The organism is Pelomonas sp. Root405, from assembly GCF_001425165.1.
In the GTDB taxonomy this organism is placed as follows: domain Bacteria; phylum Pseudomonadota; class Gammaproteobacteria; order Burkholderiales; family Burkholderiaceae_C; genus Pelomonas.
This window is the reverse complement of record NZ_LMDU01000018.1, coordinates 196,913-213,758: the sequence shown is the minus strand read 5'-3', so window position 1 is coordinate 213,758 and position 16,846 is coordinate 196,913. Positions and strand designations below refer to the sequence as shown.

Genomic DNA, 16,846 nt, shown 5'->3' with positions numbered 1-16,846 from the left:
GAAACCACCGCGTTCTAAATCTACCCACCAACCCCAGTCCTCGTTATTGAACGACGGCACGTTGATGCCGGCGCCGGGTAAATGGGACTGGAGGTACAGGCAGAGGGCTTTGCCGTACATACGCTCGTTCGTAAGCTCTTGGTCCTCGCCCGACAGGATGGGAAACTTCTTCGTTTCGATAAGCAGGCAACTTTTCGGTATCACTGCTTGCCCTCCTCTATGGCCCAACTGTTAGTTAGTCCAGCACGCCATGCCGGGAAAGCGGCGTTCACTGGCACGACTTTGCCAGCCGCTCGAACCCGCCGCAACGGTGGAATTTCCGGGCCAGCNTTAGTTAGTCCAGCACGCCATGCCGGGAAAGCGGCGTTCACTGGCACGACTTTGCCAGCCGCTCGAACCCGCCGCAACGGTGGAATTTCCGGGCCAGCGCTGGCAAACGAGGCCTCCCGGGCTGCCATGCTCGTGGCCGCATAGCAGCCGTTCATGGATGACGGCTCCGGCCGAGACTTGACCTTCGGGGCGTCAGTCTGACGGGCAGCAGTCGCTGCGAAGCGCACGTCGACTTGTGAGCCCGCCGGATCACTCCCCTGCCCGCCCAGCGCTATTGCTCCGATGAACCCGGGAGTAGCAGGGCCTTGATCACCGTGGGGCGCGTCGACGAGGCGCTCGCCGCCACGTGCGACTTGCCGGCCTTCAACGCGACGCTGTCGGACACGATGTTGACGGCCTCATTCAGGATGGCGTCGTTGGCATCGTCGCGGGCTTTCTGGGCGGCGAGGTTGCGGGCGAGCTGGCGCTCGTTGAATTGCAGGCCGTCGTCCGCCAGGGTGCCGCCCGCGCCCGACGCGGCGCTCGCGGCGGCGCCCCCCAGCAGGGCGACCAGGCGCTTTTCCTGCGCGGCGCGCTCCTTGCGCCGCACGTCCTCGTTGAGCGAAATCACATTGTTCTTGCGCTGCGCCCGTGCCTTGGCCAGGTCCTCCACCAGGTCCTGGTAGTCGCGGTCTCGCTGCACGCGGCTCTCGTGCCAGGCCTTCAGGCGGGGCAGATGGGGTTTCAGGTCGCCGACGGGTTGGTGGTCGACCGCCGGGATGCGCGTCCCGGGCAGGGCGTTGCCGAAGCTCGACTCGCCGAACGGGCTGTCGTCGCCCACCGCGGGGACGCGGATGTCCGGCGTCACGCCATGCAGTTGCGTCGTCCCGCCATTCACGCGGAAGAACTGCGCGATGGTCAACTTCAGGTCGCCGAATGTCGGCTTGGCATTCCTGGCGATCTGGTCGAGCCGGGCGACCGTCTGGACCGTGCCTTTGCCGAAGCTGGGCTCGCCGATGACCAGGCCGCGGCCGTAGTCCTGGACCGCGGCCGCGAAGATCTCCGATGCCGATGCCGAGCCCCGGTTGATCAGCACCGCCAGCGGCCCCTGCCAGGCCACCGCGGTATCGGTATTGGTGGCGACAGAGACCTCGCCCTTGGCATTGCGGGTCTGCACCACGGGCACCTTGCCGAGAAACAGGCCCGTCAGCTCCACCGCCTCGCGCAGCGAGCCGCCGCCGTTGTTGCGCAGGTCGATCAGCACGCCTTCGACCTGCTGGGCCTTCAGGTCCTGCAACAGCCGGGCCACGTCGCGCGCGGCGCTGCGGTAGTCCTTGGTGCCGTTCTGCATGGCCGCGACGTCCTCGTAGAACGAGGGCAGGGTGATGACGCCGACCCGGCGCTTGCCGTCGCCGGTCGTCACCGAGTACACCTTGGCCTTGGCCGCGCTGTCCTGCATCTTGATGGTGTCGCGGACCAGGGCGATGGTCTTGACCGGCGCGTCGGGCCCGCCGTCCGCCGGCAGGATGTCAAGCCGCACCGTCGACGCCGCCTTGCCGCGGATCAGCGCCACCACGTCGTCCAGGCGCCAGCCGACCACATCCTCCATCGGGCCTGACGGTCCTTGGCCGACGCCGACGATGCGGTCGCCCACCTGGAGCTGGCCCGACACCATGGCCGGCCCGCCTGCCACCAGTTCGCGAATGGTGATGTGGCCGTCGTTTTCAGTCAGGACGGCGCCGATGCCCACCAGCGACAGGCGCATCGCGATGTCGAAGTTCTCGGCGGCGCGCGGCCCGAGGTAGTTGGTGTGCGGCTCGATCGCCGTGGTGTAGGCGTTCATGAACGCCTGGAAGGCATCCGCGCTGTTGATCTTGGCCAGCCGTTTGGCGTTGTTGTCGTAGCGCTTGTCCAGCAGCTTGCGGATGGCCGCGTCGTCCCGGCCGGCGAGCCTGAGGCGCAGCCAGTCGTTCTTGACGCGCTTGCGCCAGAGCTCCTGCGCCTCGGCCTCGCTCGCCGGCCAGGGCTGGTCCTTGCGGTCGATCATCAGCGTCTCGTTGCGCTCAAAGTCGAAGCCCTTGGCCAGAAGGCTGCGCGCGAAAGCCATGCGCTCGGCGGCGCGGCGTTCGTAGAGGTTGAAGATCGCGAACGGTGTGCGCAGGTCTTCGTTCAGGATGGCGTCGTCGAGCCGGGTGCGGTCAGCCGCCAGGCGGTCGATGTCGGACCGCAGGAAGTACAGCTTCTCGGGGTCGAGCAGCTTCAGGTACTGATCGAACACCTGGCTCGACAGCGCGTCGTCCAGCGGCATGGCCTTGTAGTGGTAGCGCGACAGCAGGTCCGCCGCCAGGCGGGCCGCCTTGGCGTCCTGCGCGCCGGGCTCGAGCAGCGGCGGATAAGCCAGCGCCGTATCAGCGGTGGCAAGCGGCATTGCGGCCGCAACGGCCAGCATCAACCCCAACAGCTTGTGTCTCACTCTCATTCCTTCACACGGTCCCGCACGCGGATTTGCACGTTTGGATGGTGCCATGTCTGGCGTGAATGCCCTGGGGCAGGTCCGGCGGGACCTCACGCGGCGGGCAATTGATGGCAATGGGAGCCGCGCGCCGTGGCCACCTGGGCCCGCAACCGCTGCAAAGCGGCAGCCCCGCTAGCATCGCCCGCAAACTCCCGGGAAGCGTTGCCATGCTGAAGGTCCGAGTCGCCCGCACCCTGTCTGTCGAGACCAACGCCGCGTTGGGCCACCTCAGCGCCGCCAGCGGCTTGGTTCAGCTGGGCCAGCGACTGTTTGTCGTTGCCGACGACGAGCACACGCTGGCCGCGTTTGATCTCGGGGGCGAGCACTCCGGCCGGCTGCACCGGCTCTTCGACGGCGAGCTGCCCGACGAGCCCAAGGCCCGCAAGGCCGCCAAGCCCGACCTGGAGGCGCTGGCGCACTTGCCGCCCTCGCCCCACTGCCCGCACGGCGCGCTGCTGGCCCTCGGTTCCGGGTCCCGGCCGCAACGCCAACGCGCTGCGCTGCTGGCGTTCAACGAGGCGGGTGACATCGACGGCGCCGTTCGCGTGATCGACCTCTCGCCGTTGTACGAGCCGCTGCAGGCCCGGCACGCGCAGCTGAACATCGAAGGCGCCTTCGTCGCTGCCGGCCGCTTCTGCCTGCTGCAGCGGGGCAACCAGGCCAGCCCGGTCAACGGGCTCATCGGTTACGACTGGCTGGCGATCCAGGCGTGGCTGGACGGCGCAGGGCGGGCGCCCGAGCCGGTGGCGAGCACGCCGATTGATCTGGGGGCCATCGAGGGCGTGCCGCTGTGCTTCACCGACGGCGCGGCGCTGCTGGACGGCAGCTGGGTGTTCTGCGCGGCGGCGGAGGCGACCGATGACAACTACGCGGACGGTCCCTGCCGGGGATCTGCCGTCGGTGTCGTGGCGGCCGACGGGCGCTTGCTTGGCGTATGGCCGCTGTCCCTGCGCTGCAAGGCCGAGGGCATCGCGGTGACCGAGGCGAACGGCGTGCTGCAGCTGCTGCTTGTGACGGACCCCGATGACCGCGACGAGCCCGCCTTGCTGCTGTCGGCGAGCCTGGCCGATCCGCGCGGTTGACCACGGTCGTCGAGCGCCGCCGCAGCGGGCCTAGGATGAGCCACACCCGACTCCCACTTGCTCACGATGCGCTCCAAACACGCTCTTGCTGCCGCCTTGCTGGCCACCACCTGCCTGAACGCCATGGCCCAGCTGGCGCCCGTCGACACGGCCGACCCTGTGGCGCCCCTCGTCAACCAGCTGGAACTCGACAAGTACAAGGCCACCATCAAGGGCCTGACGCAGTTCGGCGACCGGCGCCAGGGCACGGCGCGCAACCGGGCGGCGCTGGACTGGATCGAGGCGCAGCTGCAGAGCTATGGCTGCACGGCCACCGAGCGCCTGCGCTACGAATTTACTGAGCCGGCCAAGCGTGGTCCCGTGCAGCTGCAGCCGGTGCGTGCAGCCGGCCCGGCGGCGCAGGGCGGTGGCACGCTGTTTGGCAAGCGAGCGCCCATCGGCGTGAACAACGACCCGATGGCCCAACCGGACGAGAAGCTGCGGGCACTGAACTCGGAGCTGACGCCGCTGGGCACCGGCCCGCGTGAGAGCGTCTATTGCACCAAGGTCGGCGCAACCCGCCCCGACGAGATGGTCATCGTGTCGGCCCACATGGACGGCCTCGGTTTCGGCGAGGCGGCCAATGACGATGGCTCGGGCACGGCGCTGGTGATGGAGCTGGCGCGCGTCTTCAATGCGCCGGGCGTGACTACGGAGCGGTCCATCCGCTTCATCCTCTGGAACAACGAAGAGAGCGGCTTGAACGGTGCCCATGCCTATGTGGCCCAGCGCAAAGATTTGCAGGGCATCGAATCGCCCAAGGGCTCGGGTCGCTACCCCGAGCCCAGGTGGCTGGCCGTCATCCAGCACGACATGCTGCTGTTCGACCATGGCATGCCCATCCCGAAGCTCGACGCTGCAGGCAAGCCGGTGCTCGACGCGCGCGGCCAGCCGGTCTACACCGCGCCTTCGGCCCAGCGCGCCGAGGCGGACGTGAATGTGGAGTTCCAGGTCAACTCCAAGCAGGCGGATGCGTCCGCCAAGCTGGCCTGGGCCATGCGCGCGGCCAACGAGACCTATGCGACAGACTACCCTGTGGCCGTCGGCAACCGCATGACCAACACCGACTCGGTGCCCTTCATGGACCATGCGCCCGCCGTCTCGGTGCGCGAGAACGAGCGCGGCATGCAGATCGGCGCGGGCTGGAACCCCCATTGGCACCAGCCGACCGATCTGTACGACACGTACTCGGACAAGGACTTCCTGCTCGGCCTGAACGCGGCGCAGACCACACTCGCCGCTGTCGCGCGGCTGACCGGCGCAAGAGGCAAGCCCTAGGCAAGCCCTGACCCCGCGCCGTGCGGTACTAGTTCACGACTGGGCCCTGGCCGGCCCGTGTTTTCCCGCATTCGCGGGGATGTGGGTAAGTTTCACCTCGATACAGTTGCGTCCACTGCGCGGTGCTAACGGCTTCATGCGCAGACTAAAGATGACGCGGGGCTAGTCAGGTCCACCGCGCACACGCAGGGGGAGCAAGGCCGTTGGGACATTGCGTCCATTGGCCGTTCAAGGGTCCGCCTCGGTGGACTCATCCAGTTCCAGATGCCGTGCGGACCCGCCAGGTGCCTTTGCGCAAGCAATGGTTCCGCAGCCCGCTGCGGTGTCCTATTGCCTGCCGCTGCCGCACCGTGGAATCAAACACTGCTCTTGCCCCTTTCTATGCCGCCGCGCCCGACTCGGCGCACCAGCCCGCTGCCCGTGACGCCGCCGACATGCTGGTCGAGGCGCTTGAGGCCCTCGGCGTCGAGTACGTCTTCGGCGTGCCCGGCGGCGCCATCGAGCCGCTGTACAACGCGCTGGCCCGCAGCGGCCGGCGCGGCGGCCCGCAGGCCGTCGTCGCCCGCAACGAGCAGGGTGCCGCCTACATGGCTGACGGCTATGCCCGCGAGACCGGCAAGATCGGTGTGTGCATCGCCACCTCCGGGCCGGGCGCCACCAACCTGATCACCGGCGTGGCCTGCGCCTATGACAACAACGTGCCGATGCTGGTCATCACCGGCCAGCCCCCGATCAAGAACTTCGGCAAGGGCGCGCTGCAGGAGTCGAGCTGCACGGGCATCAACACGATGGCGATGTTCCGCCCGTGCACGCGCTACAACTCGCTGGTCTCGCATGCCGAGCAGCTGCCCATCAAGCTGTTCAACGCGCTGATGCATGCGCAGCGCGCGCCGAGCGGGCCGAGCCACCTGTCCATCCCGGTGGACATCCTGCGCCAGCCGCTGCCGCACGACCTGGAGACGCCCGACTTCTCCGGCCTGCTGCGCCGCGCACCGGCGCTGGTGGACCTGCCCGCCGTGCGCCAGCTGGCGCGCCTACTGTTCTCGGCTCGTGCGCCGGTCTGGCTGATCGGCGACGGCTGCGGCGAGGCCGCCAACGAGCTGATGCAGCTGGTGCAGCTGACCGACGGCCATTTCATCGCCACGCCGGACGGCAAGGGCTTCATCAACCCGCGCCACCCGCGCTTTCGCGGCGTGTTCGGCTTTGGCGGCCACGCCAGCGCGGCCGAGCTGCTGTCCAGCGAGCCCGACCTGGTCGTCGCGCTGGGCACGGGCTTCGGCGAGTTCAACAGCGGTGGCTGGTCCACCCACCTGCTGAACAGCCGCCTCGTGCATGTGGACGACAGCGACGAGAACCTGATGCGCTCGCCGACGGCGCGGCTGCATGTGCGCGGCCATATCAAGTCGGTGTGCGAGCAGCTGATCACCTTGCTGGCGCCGTCCAACAACGGGCAGGACGCCACCGTGCTGCCCTTCCTGCATCCACAGAAAGCACGCCAGGCCTACGAGGCCATGGTGGACAGCCCGACCGCCATCCACAGCGACAGCACGCCGGTCAAGCCGCAGCGCCTGCTGGCCACGCTTTCCGAGCGCTGCCCGCCGCAGACCCGCTTTGTCGCCGACGCCGGCAACAGCGCCGCCTGGGCTGTGCACTACCTCGCGCCGCATGACCAACGCAGCGGCCGCCTGCCCGGCGGGCCCTACCTGCCGGCGGGCCAGGAACGGCGCACGCGCCCGTCCAGCTGGCTGCGCGTGACGATGGACTTCGCGCCCATGGGCTGGGCCATCGGCTCGGCCGTGGGCATCGCGATGGCCAACCGCCGCTGCCCGGTCGTCTGCCTGACGGGCGACGGCAGCTATCTGATGAACGGCCAGGAGATCACCGTGGCCGCCGAGCTGGGCCTGCCGGTGCTCTATGTCGTGCTGAACGACGGCGCGCTGGGCATGGTCAAGCACGGCCAGCGCCTGGCGGGTGCGGAGCCCATCGGCTTCCAGCTGCCCAAGGTGGACTTCGCCATGATGGCCGCCGCCATGGGCATCCCGGGCCATGTGGTGCGCTCGCCGGCCGACCTCGACGCGCTGGACTTCAACGCCATCCTGTCGCGCGGCGGGCCGACGCTGCTGGATGTGCGCATCGACGGCGAGGAAGTGCCGCCGATGAATCTTCGAATGAAAACCCTTGGGACTGCGAAATGAGCGACATGACGAATACCGGATCACTGCTGGGCAAGACGGCCCTCATCACCGGTGGCAACAGCGGCATCGGCCTGGCCACGGCCAGGCTCTTCATGGCGCAGGGCGCCAGCGTGATGATCACCGGCCGCGATGAAGCGACGCTGGCTGCGGCGCGCGACAGCCTGGGCCACGACCTGCTGGCCGAGCGCAGCGACGCCGGCAAGCTGGACGACATCGACCGCCTGATGGCGCAGGTGAAGGCCAGGTTCGGCCACCTCGACCTGCTGGTGCTGAACGCCACCGGCGGCTCGCCGATGCCCATCGAGTTCATGAGCGAAGACCAGTTCGACGCGATGAACAACGTCGCCTTCAAGGGTGTGTTCTTCACCATCCAGCGCGCGCTGCCGCTGCTGCGCCCGGGGGCGTCCATCGTCGTGACGACGTCCATCGCCAACCAGGTCGGCGCGCCGGGCTTCTCGGCCTACGCGGCCTGCAAGGCGGCGGCGCGTTCGCTGGTGCGCAGCGCCAGCCTGGAGCTGGCGCCGCGCGGCATCCGCGTCAATGCGGTCAGCCCCGGCCCCATCGACACGCCCGGCTTCGGCCGTTGGGACAACGTGCCCCGCGAAGCCGTGGACGCCGCGCGCGCCGACCTGACGCAGCGCTCGCCCAGCCAGCGTTTCGGCACGGCCGAGGAAGTCGCCAACGCGGTGCTGTATCTGGCCTCGCCGGCTTCGTCCTATGTCGTCGGCGCCGAGCTGGTGGTGGACGGCGGCTTCAGCCAGTTGATGTGATGGCGCAGGTGCGCACGCGCATCTGGCGCGAAGAGGCGGAGCCCGCCGACCGCTTTGCCACGCGCACCGCGCACTGCCGCGGCTACGACGTGTACGGCGACATGCTGGGTCGCGCCCGCTGGGTCGACATGCTGTGGCTGTTGTTCCGCGAGGACGCGCCGACCGAGGCGCAGGCGCGCCTGCTGGAGGCGCTGGCGGTGGCGCTGGCCAACGCGGGCCCGCGTGATGCGGCCGTGCACGCGGCCATGTGCTCGGGGCTGGGCCGCTCGCCGGCCGCAGCGGCCTTGATGGCCGCGCTGGCCGTGGGCGCCGGCCGGCATGGCGGGGCGCAGGAGGTGGCTGCGGCGATGACGCTGTGGACCGACGCGCCGCTGGACGTTGCATCGCTGGCGACGCATTGGGTGTCGTCCGCGGCGCCCACGTCGGCCATCTGGCCCGACGCCGAGCACCCGCCGGGCTTCGAGCCCAACGGCGTCGTCACGGCCGGCATCGTTCGTGATGCCTTGCAGCGGCTGGCCGACATAGCCGACACCCCGCGCCTGCGCTGGCTGGCGGCGCATCACGCGGCCGTCGGGGCGGCCGTGGGCCTGCCGCTGGCGATGTCGGGTGTCGCTGCCGCAGCGTTGGCCGACCTCGGCTTCAGCCCGGAGCAGGGCGAGATGCTGCACCTGCTGCTGCGCCTACCGGGTGCGGCGGCGCATGCGCTGGAGCAGCGCGCCGGCAGCTACAAGGACTTCCCGTTCTTCGCGTTGGACCTGCAGGACGACCCGCTGAAGGAAGCGGCATGAACGAACAGAAGACCTCGCCGCTTGAAGAGCACGCCGGCCGCCTGCGCACCCGCATGGGTGGCGCCTTCGTGGGCCAGCGCGCCGTGTTCCGCGGCCATGACCTGCATGCCGATTTGGGCGACATGGACTGGCTGGCGCTGTATGTCTTCGGCATCACTGGCCAGCGCTATACGCCGGCGCAGCTGAAGGTGCTGCATGCGATCTGGGTCCACACCAGCTACCCGGACGCCCGCATCTGGAACAACCGCGTGGCCGCGCTGGCCGGCAGCGCCCGCAGCTCGGGCACGCTGGCCGTGGCGGCGGCGCTGGCGGTGTCCGAGGCCGAGATCTACGGCCGTGGCATCGACATCCGTGCCGCCAGCTTCATCCAGCGCGCGCAGCAGGTGATCGCGTCGGGGTCAGGCCTTGACGACTGCGTGCGCGAGGAATTGCAGCGCCACCGCGCCATCGCCGGCTACGGCCGGCCCATCGCGGCGGGCGACGAGCGCATTGGCCCGATGCTGCGTCTGGTGGAGCGGGAAGGGCTGGCCGGTGGCGCCCACGTGCAGGCGGCACTGGCCGTCGAGAAGCACCTGCAGGAAGGCCGCTGGCGGCTGCGCATGAACTACGCCGCGCTGACCGCCGCGCTGACGTCGGACATGGGCTTCACGCCGCGCCAGCATTACCAGTACGGCTTCCCGGCCTTCCTGGCCGGCATGCAGCCCTGCTACATCGAGGCGAGCGAGAAGCCCGCCGGCACGCTTTTGCCGCTGGCCTGCGACAACGTGACGTATGAGGGCGCCGCGCCCCGAGCCTGGGGCGCCTAGAAGCGGTAGACCAGCTGCACGTCGACCGCACGGCCCGCCATCGGCAGGTCGTACGGCACGCCGGTGCTCGCCAGGCTGGGCTCGCGCACGTCGGCGTTGAACAGGTTGCGTGCCGAGACAGCCAGGTCCCAGCCGGACTGGCGCAGCGCCGTGCGCAACGTCAGGTCGGCACTGGTGTAGTCGGGCACCGGCGGCCGGGCATCGCCTGCGGCGCGCATGCGGCCTGCCACGCGCTTGACCTGGCCGCTCAACGCCCAGCCCTTGTCGAAGTGCCAGTCGGCACGCACATAGGCCATCTGGTGCGGCGCGTAGCCGGCGTCGTGGTTGGTGCTTTCGTCGATGGCGCGCTGGTAGGCGTAGTGGCCCGCCAGGCGCAGGTTGCGCGCCACGTCCACCACCAGCTCCAGCTCAAAGCCGTGGCCGCGCTGCGTGCCCTGGTTCATGTACTCCGACGTGCCGCCGCCGACGCTTGCCGCGCGGATGATGTCCGTCATCGTGTAGCGGAAGGCGCTGGCCTGCAGCTGTGCTGCCTCGCCCAGCTGCCAGCTGACGGACGCCTCGGCCGTGCTGATTCGCTCCGGCTTCAGCAGCGGGTTGCCGCGGATGACGGGGTTGTTGATGCTGTATTCCTCCGAGAACGACGGTGCGCGGAACGCGCGGCCGATCAGCAGCTTGGCGGTCAGGTCCAGGCTGGCGTCCCACACCAGCGCCAGGCGCGGGTTGGTGGTGGCGCCGAAGTCGCTGTAGTGGTCGCGCCTCACGCCGGCGGTGAGCGTCCAGTCGGGCGCGACGCTCCATTCGTCCTGCACATAGGCATAGCTGACGCGGCGCCGCTGCGGCGTCGCGAAGGACTTGTCGACCGGGAACTCCTCCAGCTGCCCGCCCGGCAGCGGCATCGGCAGCCCCTTGGCGGGTCCGGAGTCGATGATGGTGAAGTTCTTGAACTCCTGCGTGCGGTACATGTCCAGGTCGTCATGGCCCACGCCGAGCCGCAGTTGGTGGCCGGCCCAGCCGGTGTAGGCCACCACGGCGGCCACCCGGCTCTGCCGTTCCCAGGTGTTGGGCGCACCGAACATGCCCTGCGGAAAGCTGCCGCCAAATGAGCCGGGCGGGAAGACCTGCAGGGGTTTCGTGAACTGGTTGCTGAACTGGAAGTAGCTGCCGCTGAGGTTGAGCAGCAGCTGGGGCGCCAGTTCCAGGTCCGACAGCGACACGCTGGCGTTCCAGCGCTGGTTGCGGCCCTTGCCGACCGGGTCGAGCGCGCCGCCGGCACCGGCGCCGGTGCCGACGTCGTCGCGCAGCGTGTAGCCGGCGCGCAGGCGCAGCTTGCCGTAGTTGCCCTCGACATGCGCGTCCACCGCGTCGTGCCCGGTGTTCACCGGCCCCGGCGCCAGGCTGGCCCGGGTGCCGAACAGGCCGTCCAGGCCGGTCTGTGCGTCGGCCTGCACCAGCTCCTTGAAGCCGTCGGTGCGGCCCGCGCGCAGATAGGCGGCCACGGCCAGCGCGCCGATCTCGCCGCCGTACTGCACCCAGGCGTCGCGGCTGGCGAACGAGCCGGCGCGCAGCCCCAGCTCCAGGCCGGCGGTGTCGGCCGGCCCCTTGGTGACGATGTTGATGACGCCGGCATAGGCGTCCGCGCCGTACAGCGCCGAGCCCGGACCGCGAATGACCTCGATGCGCGCGATGTTGGCCACCGGCATGCCGGCCCAGATCGTGCCCCGGTTGCCGATGAACATCGTCGTCATCGGCACGCCGTTGTAGAGCACCAGCGTCTGCGCGTTGAACTCGCTGTAGATGCCGCGGACGATGTAGAGCGGGTTGTAGCCCTGGTTGTTGCGGCCCACATGGATGCCGGGCACGGTGGCCAGCACCTGGTCCAGGTCGGTCGCGCCCATCATGGCGATGTCCTGCGCCGTGATGACGGTGGCCACCGCCGGCGCGCGGCGCAGCGACTGCGCGGCGCCGGTGGCGATGCTGACGGTGGTCTTGTCGCCGTAGACCTGCGCCAGTTCCTCTTCCTCGCTGGCCGGCTGCGCGAAGGCGGCCGGTGCCCCCGCCGCAAACCAGAGACCGCCCAGAATCACCAAGCCAAAGAAAGGTCGCATTGCTGGCTTCTCCGAGGTGAAAGGTGTGGGCGCGTATTGTGCTGTCGCCGCCGTGGTGCGCGCAGGAGCAGGCGCCATGGGCGTGTGGTGCGCGTCGTGAACTGTGCACGCGCGACAAGTCGTGTGCCGGCAGCGCCCAAACGTGGTACGCGGCCTGAACTTGAAGCGAGCACTGCGCCCGGGGGATGCGGACGGTGGGCATCGTGCACGACTTGGCGGTCTATTTGGGAGGCGTCACCGTGCGCGCCGTGTACCGTCGCCAGCCTCTGGCCTTTGCATAATGCCGCCCACCCGTCCCGGCCCCGATCGCCCTTCCACGTTGCACCCTTCACTTGACTGAGCCCGGTTGCCCCGCCCAAGCCACGCGCCGCGCTGCATTGCGACAGGCCCTGGGCGCTGCCGTGGCGCTCGCCGCTGGCGCCGCGCCGGCGGCGGAGCTGGGCCGCTCGCTGGTGGTCGTCTACCCGGAGCTGGGCGAGCCCTTCCGGCAGATCTTCACCGCCATCATCGGCGGCATCGAAGACAAGCTGGGCGGTGCGGTGACCAGCCTGGCCGTCGCCAACAACGCCAATCCGGCGCAGATTGCCGAGGACATGCGCCGGCGCGAGGCCAAGGTGCTGATCGGTCTGGGCCGCGGCGGCATGCGCATCGCGGCGGCGCTGGCCGATGAGCTGGCGGTGCTGGTCGGCTGCGTCGTGTCGGTGCAGGAATCCGAGGCGCGCGGCTTCCCCATTCACACGCTGGCGCCCGACCCGGCCCTGCTGCTGGCACGGCTGAAACGCCTCAAGCCCGGCACACGGCGGGTGCATCTGGTCTATGACCCGAAGCTCAATGCCTGGCTCGTGAAGCTGGCGCGTGATGCCGCCCGTGCCGAAGGGCTGGAGTTGCTGGCGCAGGAGGCCGCCGACCAAGCCGGGGCGCTGCGCGCCTACACCCAGTTGCTGGCCGCGGCCGACCCCGCGCGCGACGCACTGTGGCTGCCGCAGGACCTCACTTCGGTGGACGACGGCACCGTGCTGCCCCTCGTGCTCAAGGAGGGCTGGAACCGCAACATCGCCGTGTTCTCCAGCCATCTCGCCCATGTGAAGCGCGGTGCCCTGTTCTCCCTCTATCCCGACAACCACGAGTTGGGCCGCACGCTGGCCACGTCGGCCCAGCGCCTGGCCGCGGGCTCGCGTGCCGGCGGGGCAGGCACGGCCGGGGTACTCCCGCTGCGCCAGGCGCGGGCCGCCATCAACATCCGCACAGCCGCGCATCTGGGCATCGATGTCGCGGCAGTGCAGTCCGGGTTCGACCTGGTCTACCCCACCAGTTAAGGGTCAAAGCGTGACGCCACCTCTTCCACTGGACTCCCAGCCGCCCGCCCTGCTGCGGGACGAGGGCGCCGTGCCGCCGGGCCGACAACGCCCCTGGCCGCTGAACGTGTATGCGCGCTGGTTGCGTGAAGTTCCCTTCCGCCGCCATCTCAGCGTGGCTGTTGCCTTGGGCGCGCTTTGCCTGGCCCTGCTGGTGGCAGCGGTCAACGCCTGGCAGGGCGGTCGAGAGGTGCGGGCCATGCTAATGGACCAGGGCGGGCGCGTGGCGGCCAACCTGGCGTCCAACAGTTCGCTGGCCCTGCTGTACGCGGCCGCGGACAACGCCGAGGAAGCCGTGCGCGCGTCGCTGGCCTTTCCCGACGTCATGGCCATCGAGATCCGTGACACCACCGGGCGCCTGCTGCTGTCGCTCGGCGCCGAGCGCGACCGCCTGCCCCTGGCAGGCGCGGCGGTTGTGGCGCCAGACCCGGCATCCAGTGCGCCCTGGCTGGCCCAGGAGACCGAGGACAGCTGGGCCTTCGCTGCGCCGGTCTGGACGCGCCCCGAGGCCTCACCCTTCGACGCGACGCTGCGGCCGGCGCAGCTGCTCGGGCATGTGCGCGTCATCCAGAGCAAGGCGACGCTGCACCGCACCCAGACCTCGCTGTTCATCGCCAATTTCGGCGTGGCGCTGTTGTTCGCGACGCTGTTCCTGTTCGCAGTGCGCTTCCTGGCGTTGCGGCTGACGCGCCCGCTGGTCGCGCTGTCCGACGCGATGGAGCGGGTCGAGCGCGGCGAGGTCGACGTGCGCGCGCCCGCCGGCGGCCCGCGCGACATTGCCGCCATGGCCCACAGCTTCAACCGCATGCTGGCCGTGCTGCAGGACCGCGAAACCGAACTCGGCGCCCACCGTGACCACTTGGAAGACCTGGTGCGCGAGCGCACCCTGGAGCTCAGCCATGCCAAGGAGCGCGCCGAGATCGCCAACCGCGCCAAGAGCCAGTTCCTGGCGCGCATGAGCCACGAGCTCCGCACGCCGCTGAACGCCGTCATGGGTTATGCGCAGATCCTGAAGCTGGACGCCGATCTCAGCGCCAAGCAGCGCAACGGCCTGGACATCATCCACAGCAGCGGCCAGCACCTGTTGACGCTGATCGTCGACATCCTGGACCTGTCGCGCATCGAGGCCGGCAAGGCCGAGCTGCGCATCGCGCCCGTCGAGCTGGTACCGCGGCTGCAGGCCGTCATCGACATCGTGCGCGTGATGGCCGAGGACAAGCACATCACGCTGGACCTGCAGCTCGACCCGCAGTTGCCGGCCGTCGTGCTGGCCGACGAGAAACGGCTCAACCAGATCCTGCTCAACCTGCTGGGCAATGCGGTCAAGTTCACCCACGTGGGCGGCGTGACGCTGCATGCGCGCACGCTGCCCTCAACCGGCGAGGAGCCGGGTCATGTCAGGCTGTGCTTCGAGGTGCAGGACACCGGCGTCGGCATCGCCGAGGACCAGATCGCGCGCCTGTTCGAGCCCTTCGAGCAGGCCGGCAATGCCGAGCAGCGCGTTGGCGGCACCGGCCTGGGGCTGGCCATCAGCCGGCAACTGGTGCGCATGATGGGCGGCGAGATCCGCCTTGAAAGCCGGCTGGCCCAGGGCAGCCGTTTCTGGTTCGAGATCAGCGTGCCGGTGCAGGCCTGACAAGCCGGCGCGGCGAGGCCGGCCGCGTCGACGATGGACGCGGGCTCAGGCCTGCAGATGGAGTTCGACGGCGAAGCCCCGCTCCACGCCGGGGAGTTCGATCCGTCCGCCGTGGGCGCGCGCCACCAGCAGGGCCAGCCGCAGGCCCAGGCCCGATGAATGCTGGTTGGGCTGCAGTTTTGCGCGCAGCGCGTCAAGCCGTTCGGGCGTGACGCCGTGGCCGTTGTCGACGAGCCGGAGCCCGCCGGGTATGGCGCTCAGCGTCAGCCGCGTTGCACCGTGGCGCTGGGCGTTGTCCACCAGATTCAGCAGCGCGGCCGCCAGCAGTTCCGGGTCGGCATCGAGCGGGCAGGGCGGTCCATCGTCCAACTCCAGCTCTCCAAGCTGCAGGCCGGTCAGCAAGGTCCGCACCTCCAGCGGCTTGCGTTGCAACTCGGGTTCGGCACGGAACAGCCGCAGCAGCGCCAGCACCAGGTGCTGCAAGCGCTGGCTGGCCTGGCGCACCCGCTGCAGCCGCAGTTGATCCGGCTGCTCGCGCAGCGCGACCGCGAGTTGCGCCTCGATGCCGGCCAGCGGCGTGCGCAACAGATGCGCCGCCTGGGCGCTGAACTCGCGCTCGAAATCCAGGCGCTCGCCGAGCCGCAGCGAGATGCTGGCCAGTGCTTCATGGACAGGCAGCAGTTCGCCACGCTCCGCACTGCCCAGTTGGGCCGGAAGGCGGCGCGGGTCTGCTCGGCCGGCATCGAAGTCCGCCAACCGCTCGCCCAGGCGCAGCAGCGGCCGCAGCTCCTGCTGGGCGCGCCAGGCCAGCAGCGGCAGGCAAAGCAGCGTCATCGCAAGCCCCGCCAGCAAGGCGTAGCTGCTGACCTCGCGGCGCGCCTCGTGACGCTCTGCGCGCGTCTGCGCGACAACCAGCAAGCCCTGTTCGCCGCGCAATGCCAGGCCGTACAGGCGCCAATGGTGTCGATCCGAGAAGCCGCTGCCGGCACTCTGCCAGGCGCCAGGCTCCGCACCCGGGCTGGCCCGCACCAGGCGGCCCGCGCTGTCGTACCAGGCCCAGGCAAAGCGCAGTTCGCCCTCCGGGTCGGGCGGCGTGGGCGCCAGCGCGGCGCCTGGCTCGATCAGCAATGGGGCGAGCAGTGCCGCACTGGCCTGCAGCCCGTCGTCCAGCAGCTCATCCACTTCGGCATCGACGGTCAGCACCGCCGCCGCGCTCATCGCGAGCGCGATCACCAAGCTGCCGACGGCGGTCACCCATAGCAGGCGCCGGGCAATGGTCGGCAGCGGTTCAGCGCTCATGGCGAACCCTGTAACCCATGCCTCTCAAAGTCTCGATGCTGGTGCGGCCCAGCTTGCGGCGCAGGTTGGACACATGGACCTCCAGTGCATTGCTGGCAGCGGGCTCGCCATCAAAGCCGTGGACCAGCCGGTCCAGATCGGACTTGCTGACCCAACGCTCCGCGCGCAGGCACAGCGCCTCCAGCAGGGTCCACTCGCGCGCGGTCAGTTCAACGGCCGAGCCTTTCCACCAAACCTGGCGTTCTGCCAGGCCGACCTGGAGCTGCGCCTGCAGCCGCAGGCCCTGGGGCTCGGCCTGGAGCCGGCGCAGGCAGACGCGGATGCGCGCTGCGAGTTCCTCGGGAGCGAATGGCTTGACGAGGTAGTCGTCCGCGCCGCTGTCGAGCCCGTCGATGCGATCCGCCAGCGCGTCACGCGCCGTCAGCATCAGCGCTGGCGTGCGCGCGTTGCCACGGCGCAGCTCGGCAAGCAGTTGCCGGCCCGAGCCGTCGGGCAGTTGCCAGTCCAGCAGCCAGGCGTCGAAGGGGTCACCGCGGAGCGCGGCCCGTGCCTGCGCCACGGTGCAGCACCAATCGACGACGTGGCCTTCGGTGCACAGGAAATCGCGCAGACCTTCTCCGAGCAGGCGGTCGTCTTCAAGCAGCAGCAATCGCATGCGGGCACCGTATC

Annotated in this window: 12 protein-coding genes and 1 pseudogene; 8 read left to right on the top strand and 5 right to left on the bottom strand. The window is 69.7% G+C overall.

What is annotated here, in order from left to right; genetic code table 11:
* Together ASC81_RS28055 and ASC81_RS26345 are read right to left on the bottom strand one after the other, a co-directional pair.
* A pseudogene (locus ASC81_RS28055) lies at positions 1-204 on the bottom strand (hypothetical protein); the annotation flags it as partial.
* Positions 205-601: 397 nt separating this feature from the next.
* The gene (locus ASC81_RS26345; RefSeq protein ID WP_056274485.1) at positions 602-2,788 is read right to left on the bottom strand and encodes a carboxy terminal-processing peptidase; all 2,187 of its coding nucleotides are present in this window, start codon (positions 2,786-2,788) and stop codon (positions 602-604) included.
* A gap of 203 nt (positions 2,789-2,991) precedes the next feature.
* Here ASC81_RS26345 and ASC81_RS26340 point away from each other — a divergent pair, with 203 nt between their 5' ends.
* From ASC81_RS26340 to ASC81_RS26315, 6 genes are all read left to right on the top strand, one after another.
* Positions 2,992-3,906 carry a hypothetical protein gene (locus ASC81_RS26340; RefSeq protein ID WP_156392433.1) on the top strand — a complete coding sequence of 305 codons (915 nt, stop codon included), beginning with the start codon at positions 2,992-2,994 and terminating at the stop codon, positions 3,904-3,906.
* Positions 3,907-3,972: 66 nt separating this feature from the next.
* The gene (locus ASC81_RS26335) at positions 3,973-5,223 is read left to right on the top strand and encodes a M20/M25/M40 family metallo-hydrolase (protein WP_056274480.1); all 1,251 of its coding nucleotides are present in this window, start codon (positions 3,973-3,975) and stop codon (positions 5,221-5,223) included.
* A gap of 350 nt (positions 5,224-5,573) precedes the next feature.
* A complete protein-coding gene (locus ASC81_RS26330; protein WP_235533801.1) occupies positions 5,574-7,418 on the top strand; it encodes a thiamine pyrophosphate-binding protein in 1,845 nt (614 codons plus the stop codon).
* A gap of 5 nt (positions 7,419-7,423) precedes the next feature.
* Positions 7,424-8,188, top strand: a complete 765-nt coding sequence (locus ASC81_RS26325) for an SDR family oxidoreductase (protein ID WP_056274504.1) — start codon at positions 7,424-7,426, stop codon at positions 8,186-8,188.
* Positions 8,188-8,976 carry a hypothetical protein gene (locus ASC81_RS26320; RefSeq protein ID WP_056274478.1) on the top strand — a complete coding sequence of 263 codons (789 nt, stop codon included), beginning with the start codon at positions 8,188-8,190 and terminating at the stop codon, positions 8,974-8,976. The genes ASC81_RS26325 and ASC81_RS26320 overlap by 1 nt, the downstream gene beginning before the upstream one ends.
* Complete coding sequence (locus tag ASC81_RS26315) at positions 8,973-9,782, top strand: hypothetical protein (protein ID WP_056274475.1); 810 nt, start codon at positions 8,973-8,975, stop codon at positions 9,780-9,782. Before ASC81_RS26320 ends, ASC81_RS26315 begins: the two co-directional genes overlap by 4 nt.
* Here ASC81_RS26315 and ASC81_RS26310 read toward each other — a convergent pair.
* Entirely contained in the window at positions 9,779-11,887 is a 2,109-nt protein-coding gene (locus ASC81_RS26310) for a TonB-dependent siderophore receptor (RefSeq protein ID WP_056274471.1), read from the bottom strand. The two genes, ASC81_RS26315 and ASC81_RS26310, sit on opposite strands and share 4 nt — an antisense overlap.
* Before the next feature lie 332 nt (positions 11,888-12,219).
* Here ASC81_RS26310 and ASC81_RS26305 point away from each other — a divergent pair, with 332 nt between their 5' ends.
* A complete protein-coding gene (locus ASC81_RS26305) occupies positions 12,220-13,203 on the top strand; it encodes an ABC transporter substrate binding protein (protein WP_235533799.1) in 984 nt (327 codons plus the stop codon).
* Positions 13,204-13,213: 10 nt separating this feature from the next.
* Positions 13,214-14,878, top strand: a complete 1,665-nt coding sequence (locus tag ASC81_RS26300; RefSeq protein ID WP_056274467.1) for an ATP-binding protein — start codon at positions 13,214-13,216, stop codon at positions 14,876-14,878.
* 45 nt (positions 14,879-14,923) lie between these two features.
* On the opposite strand, the gene ASC81_RS26295 is transcribed toward ASC81_RS26300, so the two are convergent.
* Both ASC81_RS26295 and ASC81_RS26290 read right to left on the bottom strand, forming a co-directional pair.
* A complete protein-coding gene (locus ASC81_RS26295; protein ID WP_056274463.1) occupies positions 14,924-16,177 on the bottom strand; it encodes a HAMP domain-containing sensor histidine kinase in 1,254 nt (417 codons plus the stop codon).
* The gene (locus ASC81_RS26290; protein WP_056274460.1) at positions 16,167-16,832 is read right to left on the bottom strand and encodes a response regulator; all 666 of its coding nucleotides are present in this window, start codon (positions 16,830-16,832) and stop codon (positions 16,167-16,169) included. The genes ASC81_RS26295 and ASC81_RS26290 overlap by 11 nt, the downstream gene beginning before the upstream one ends.
* Positions 16,833-16,846 lie beyond the last annotated feature (14 nt).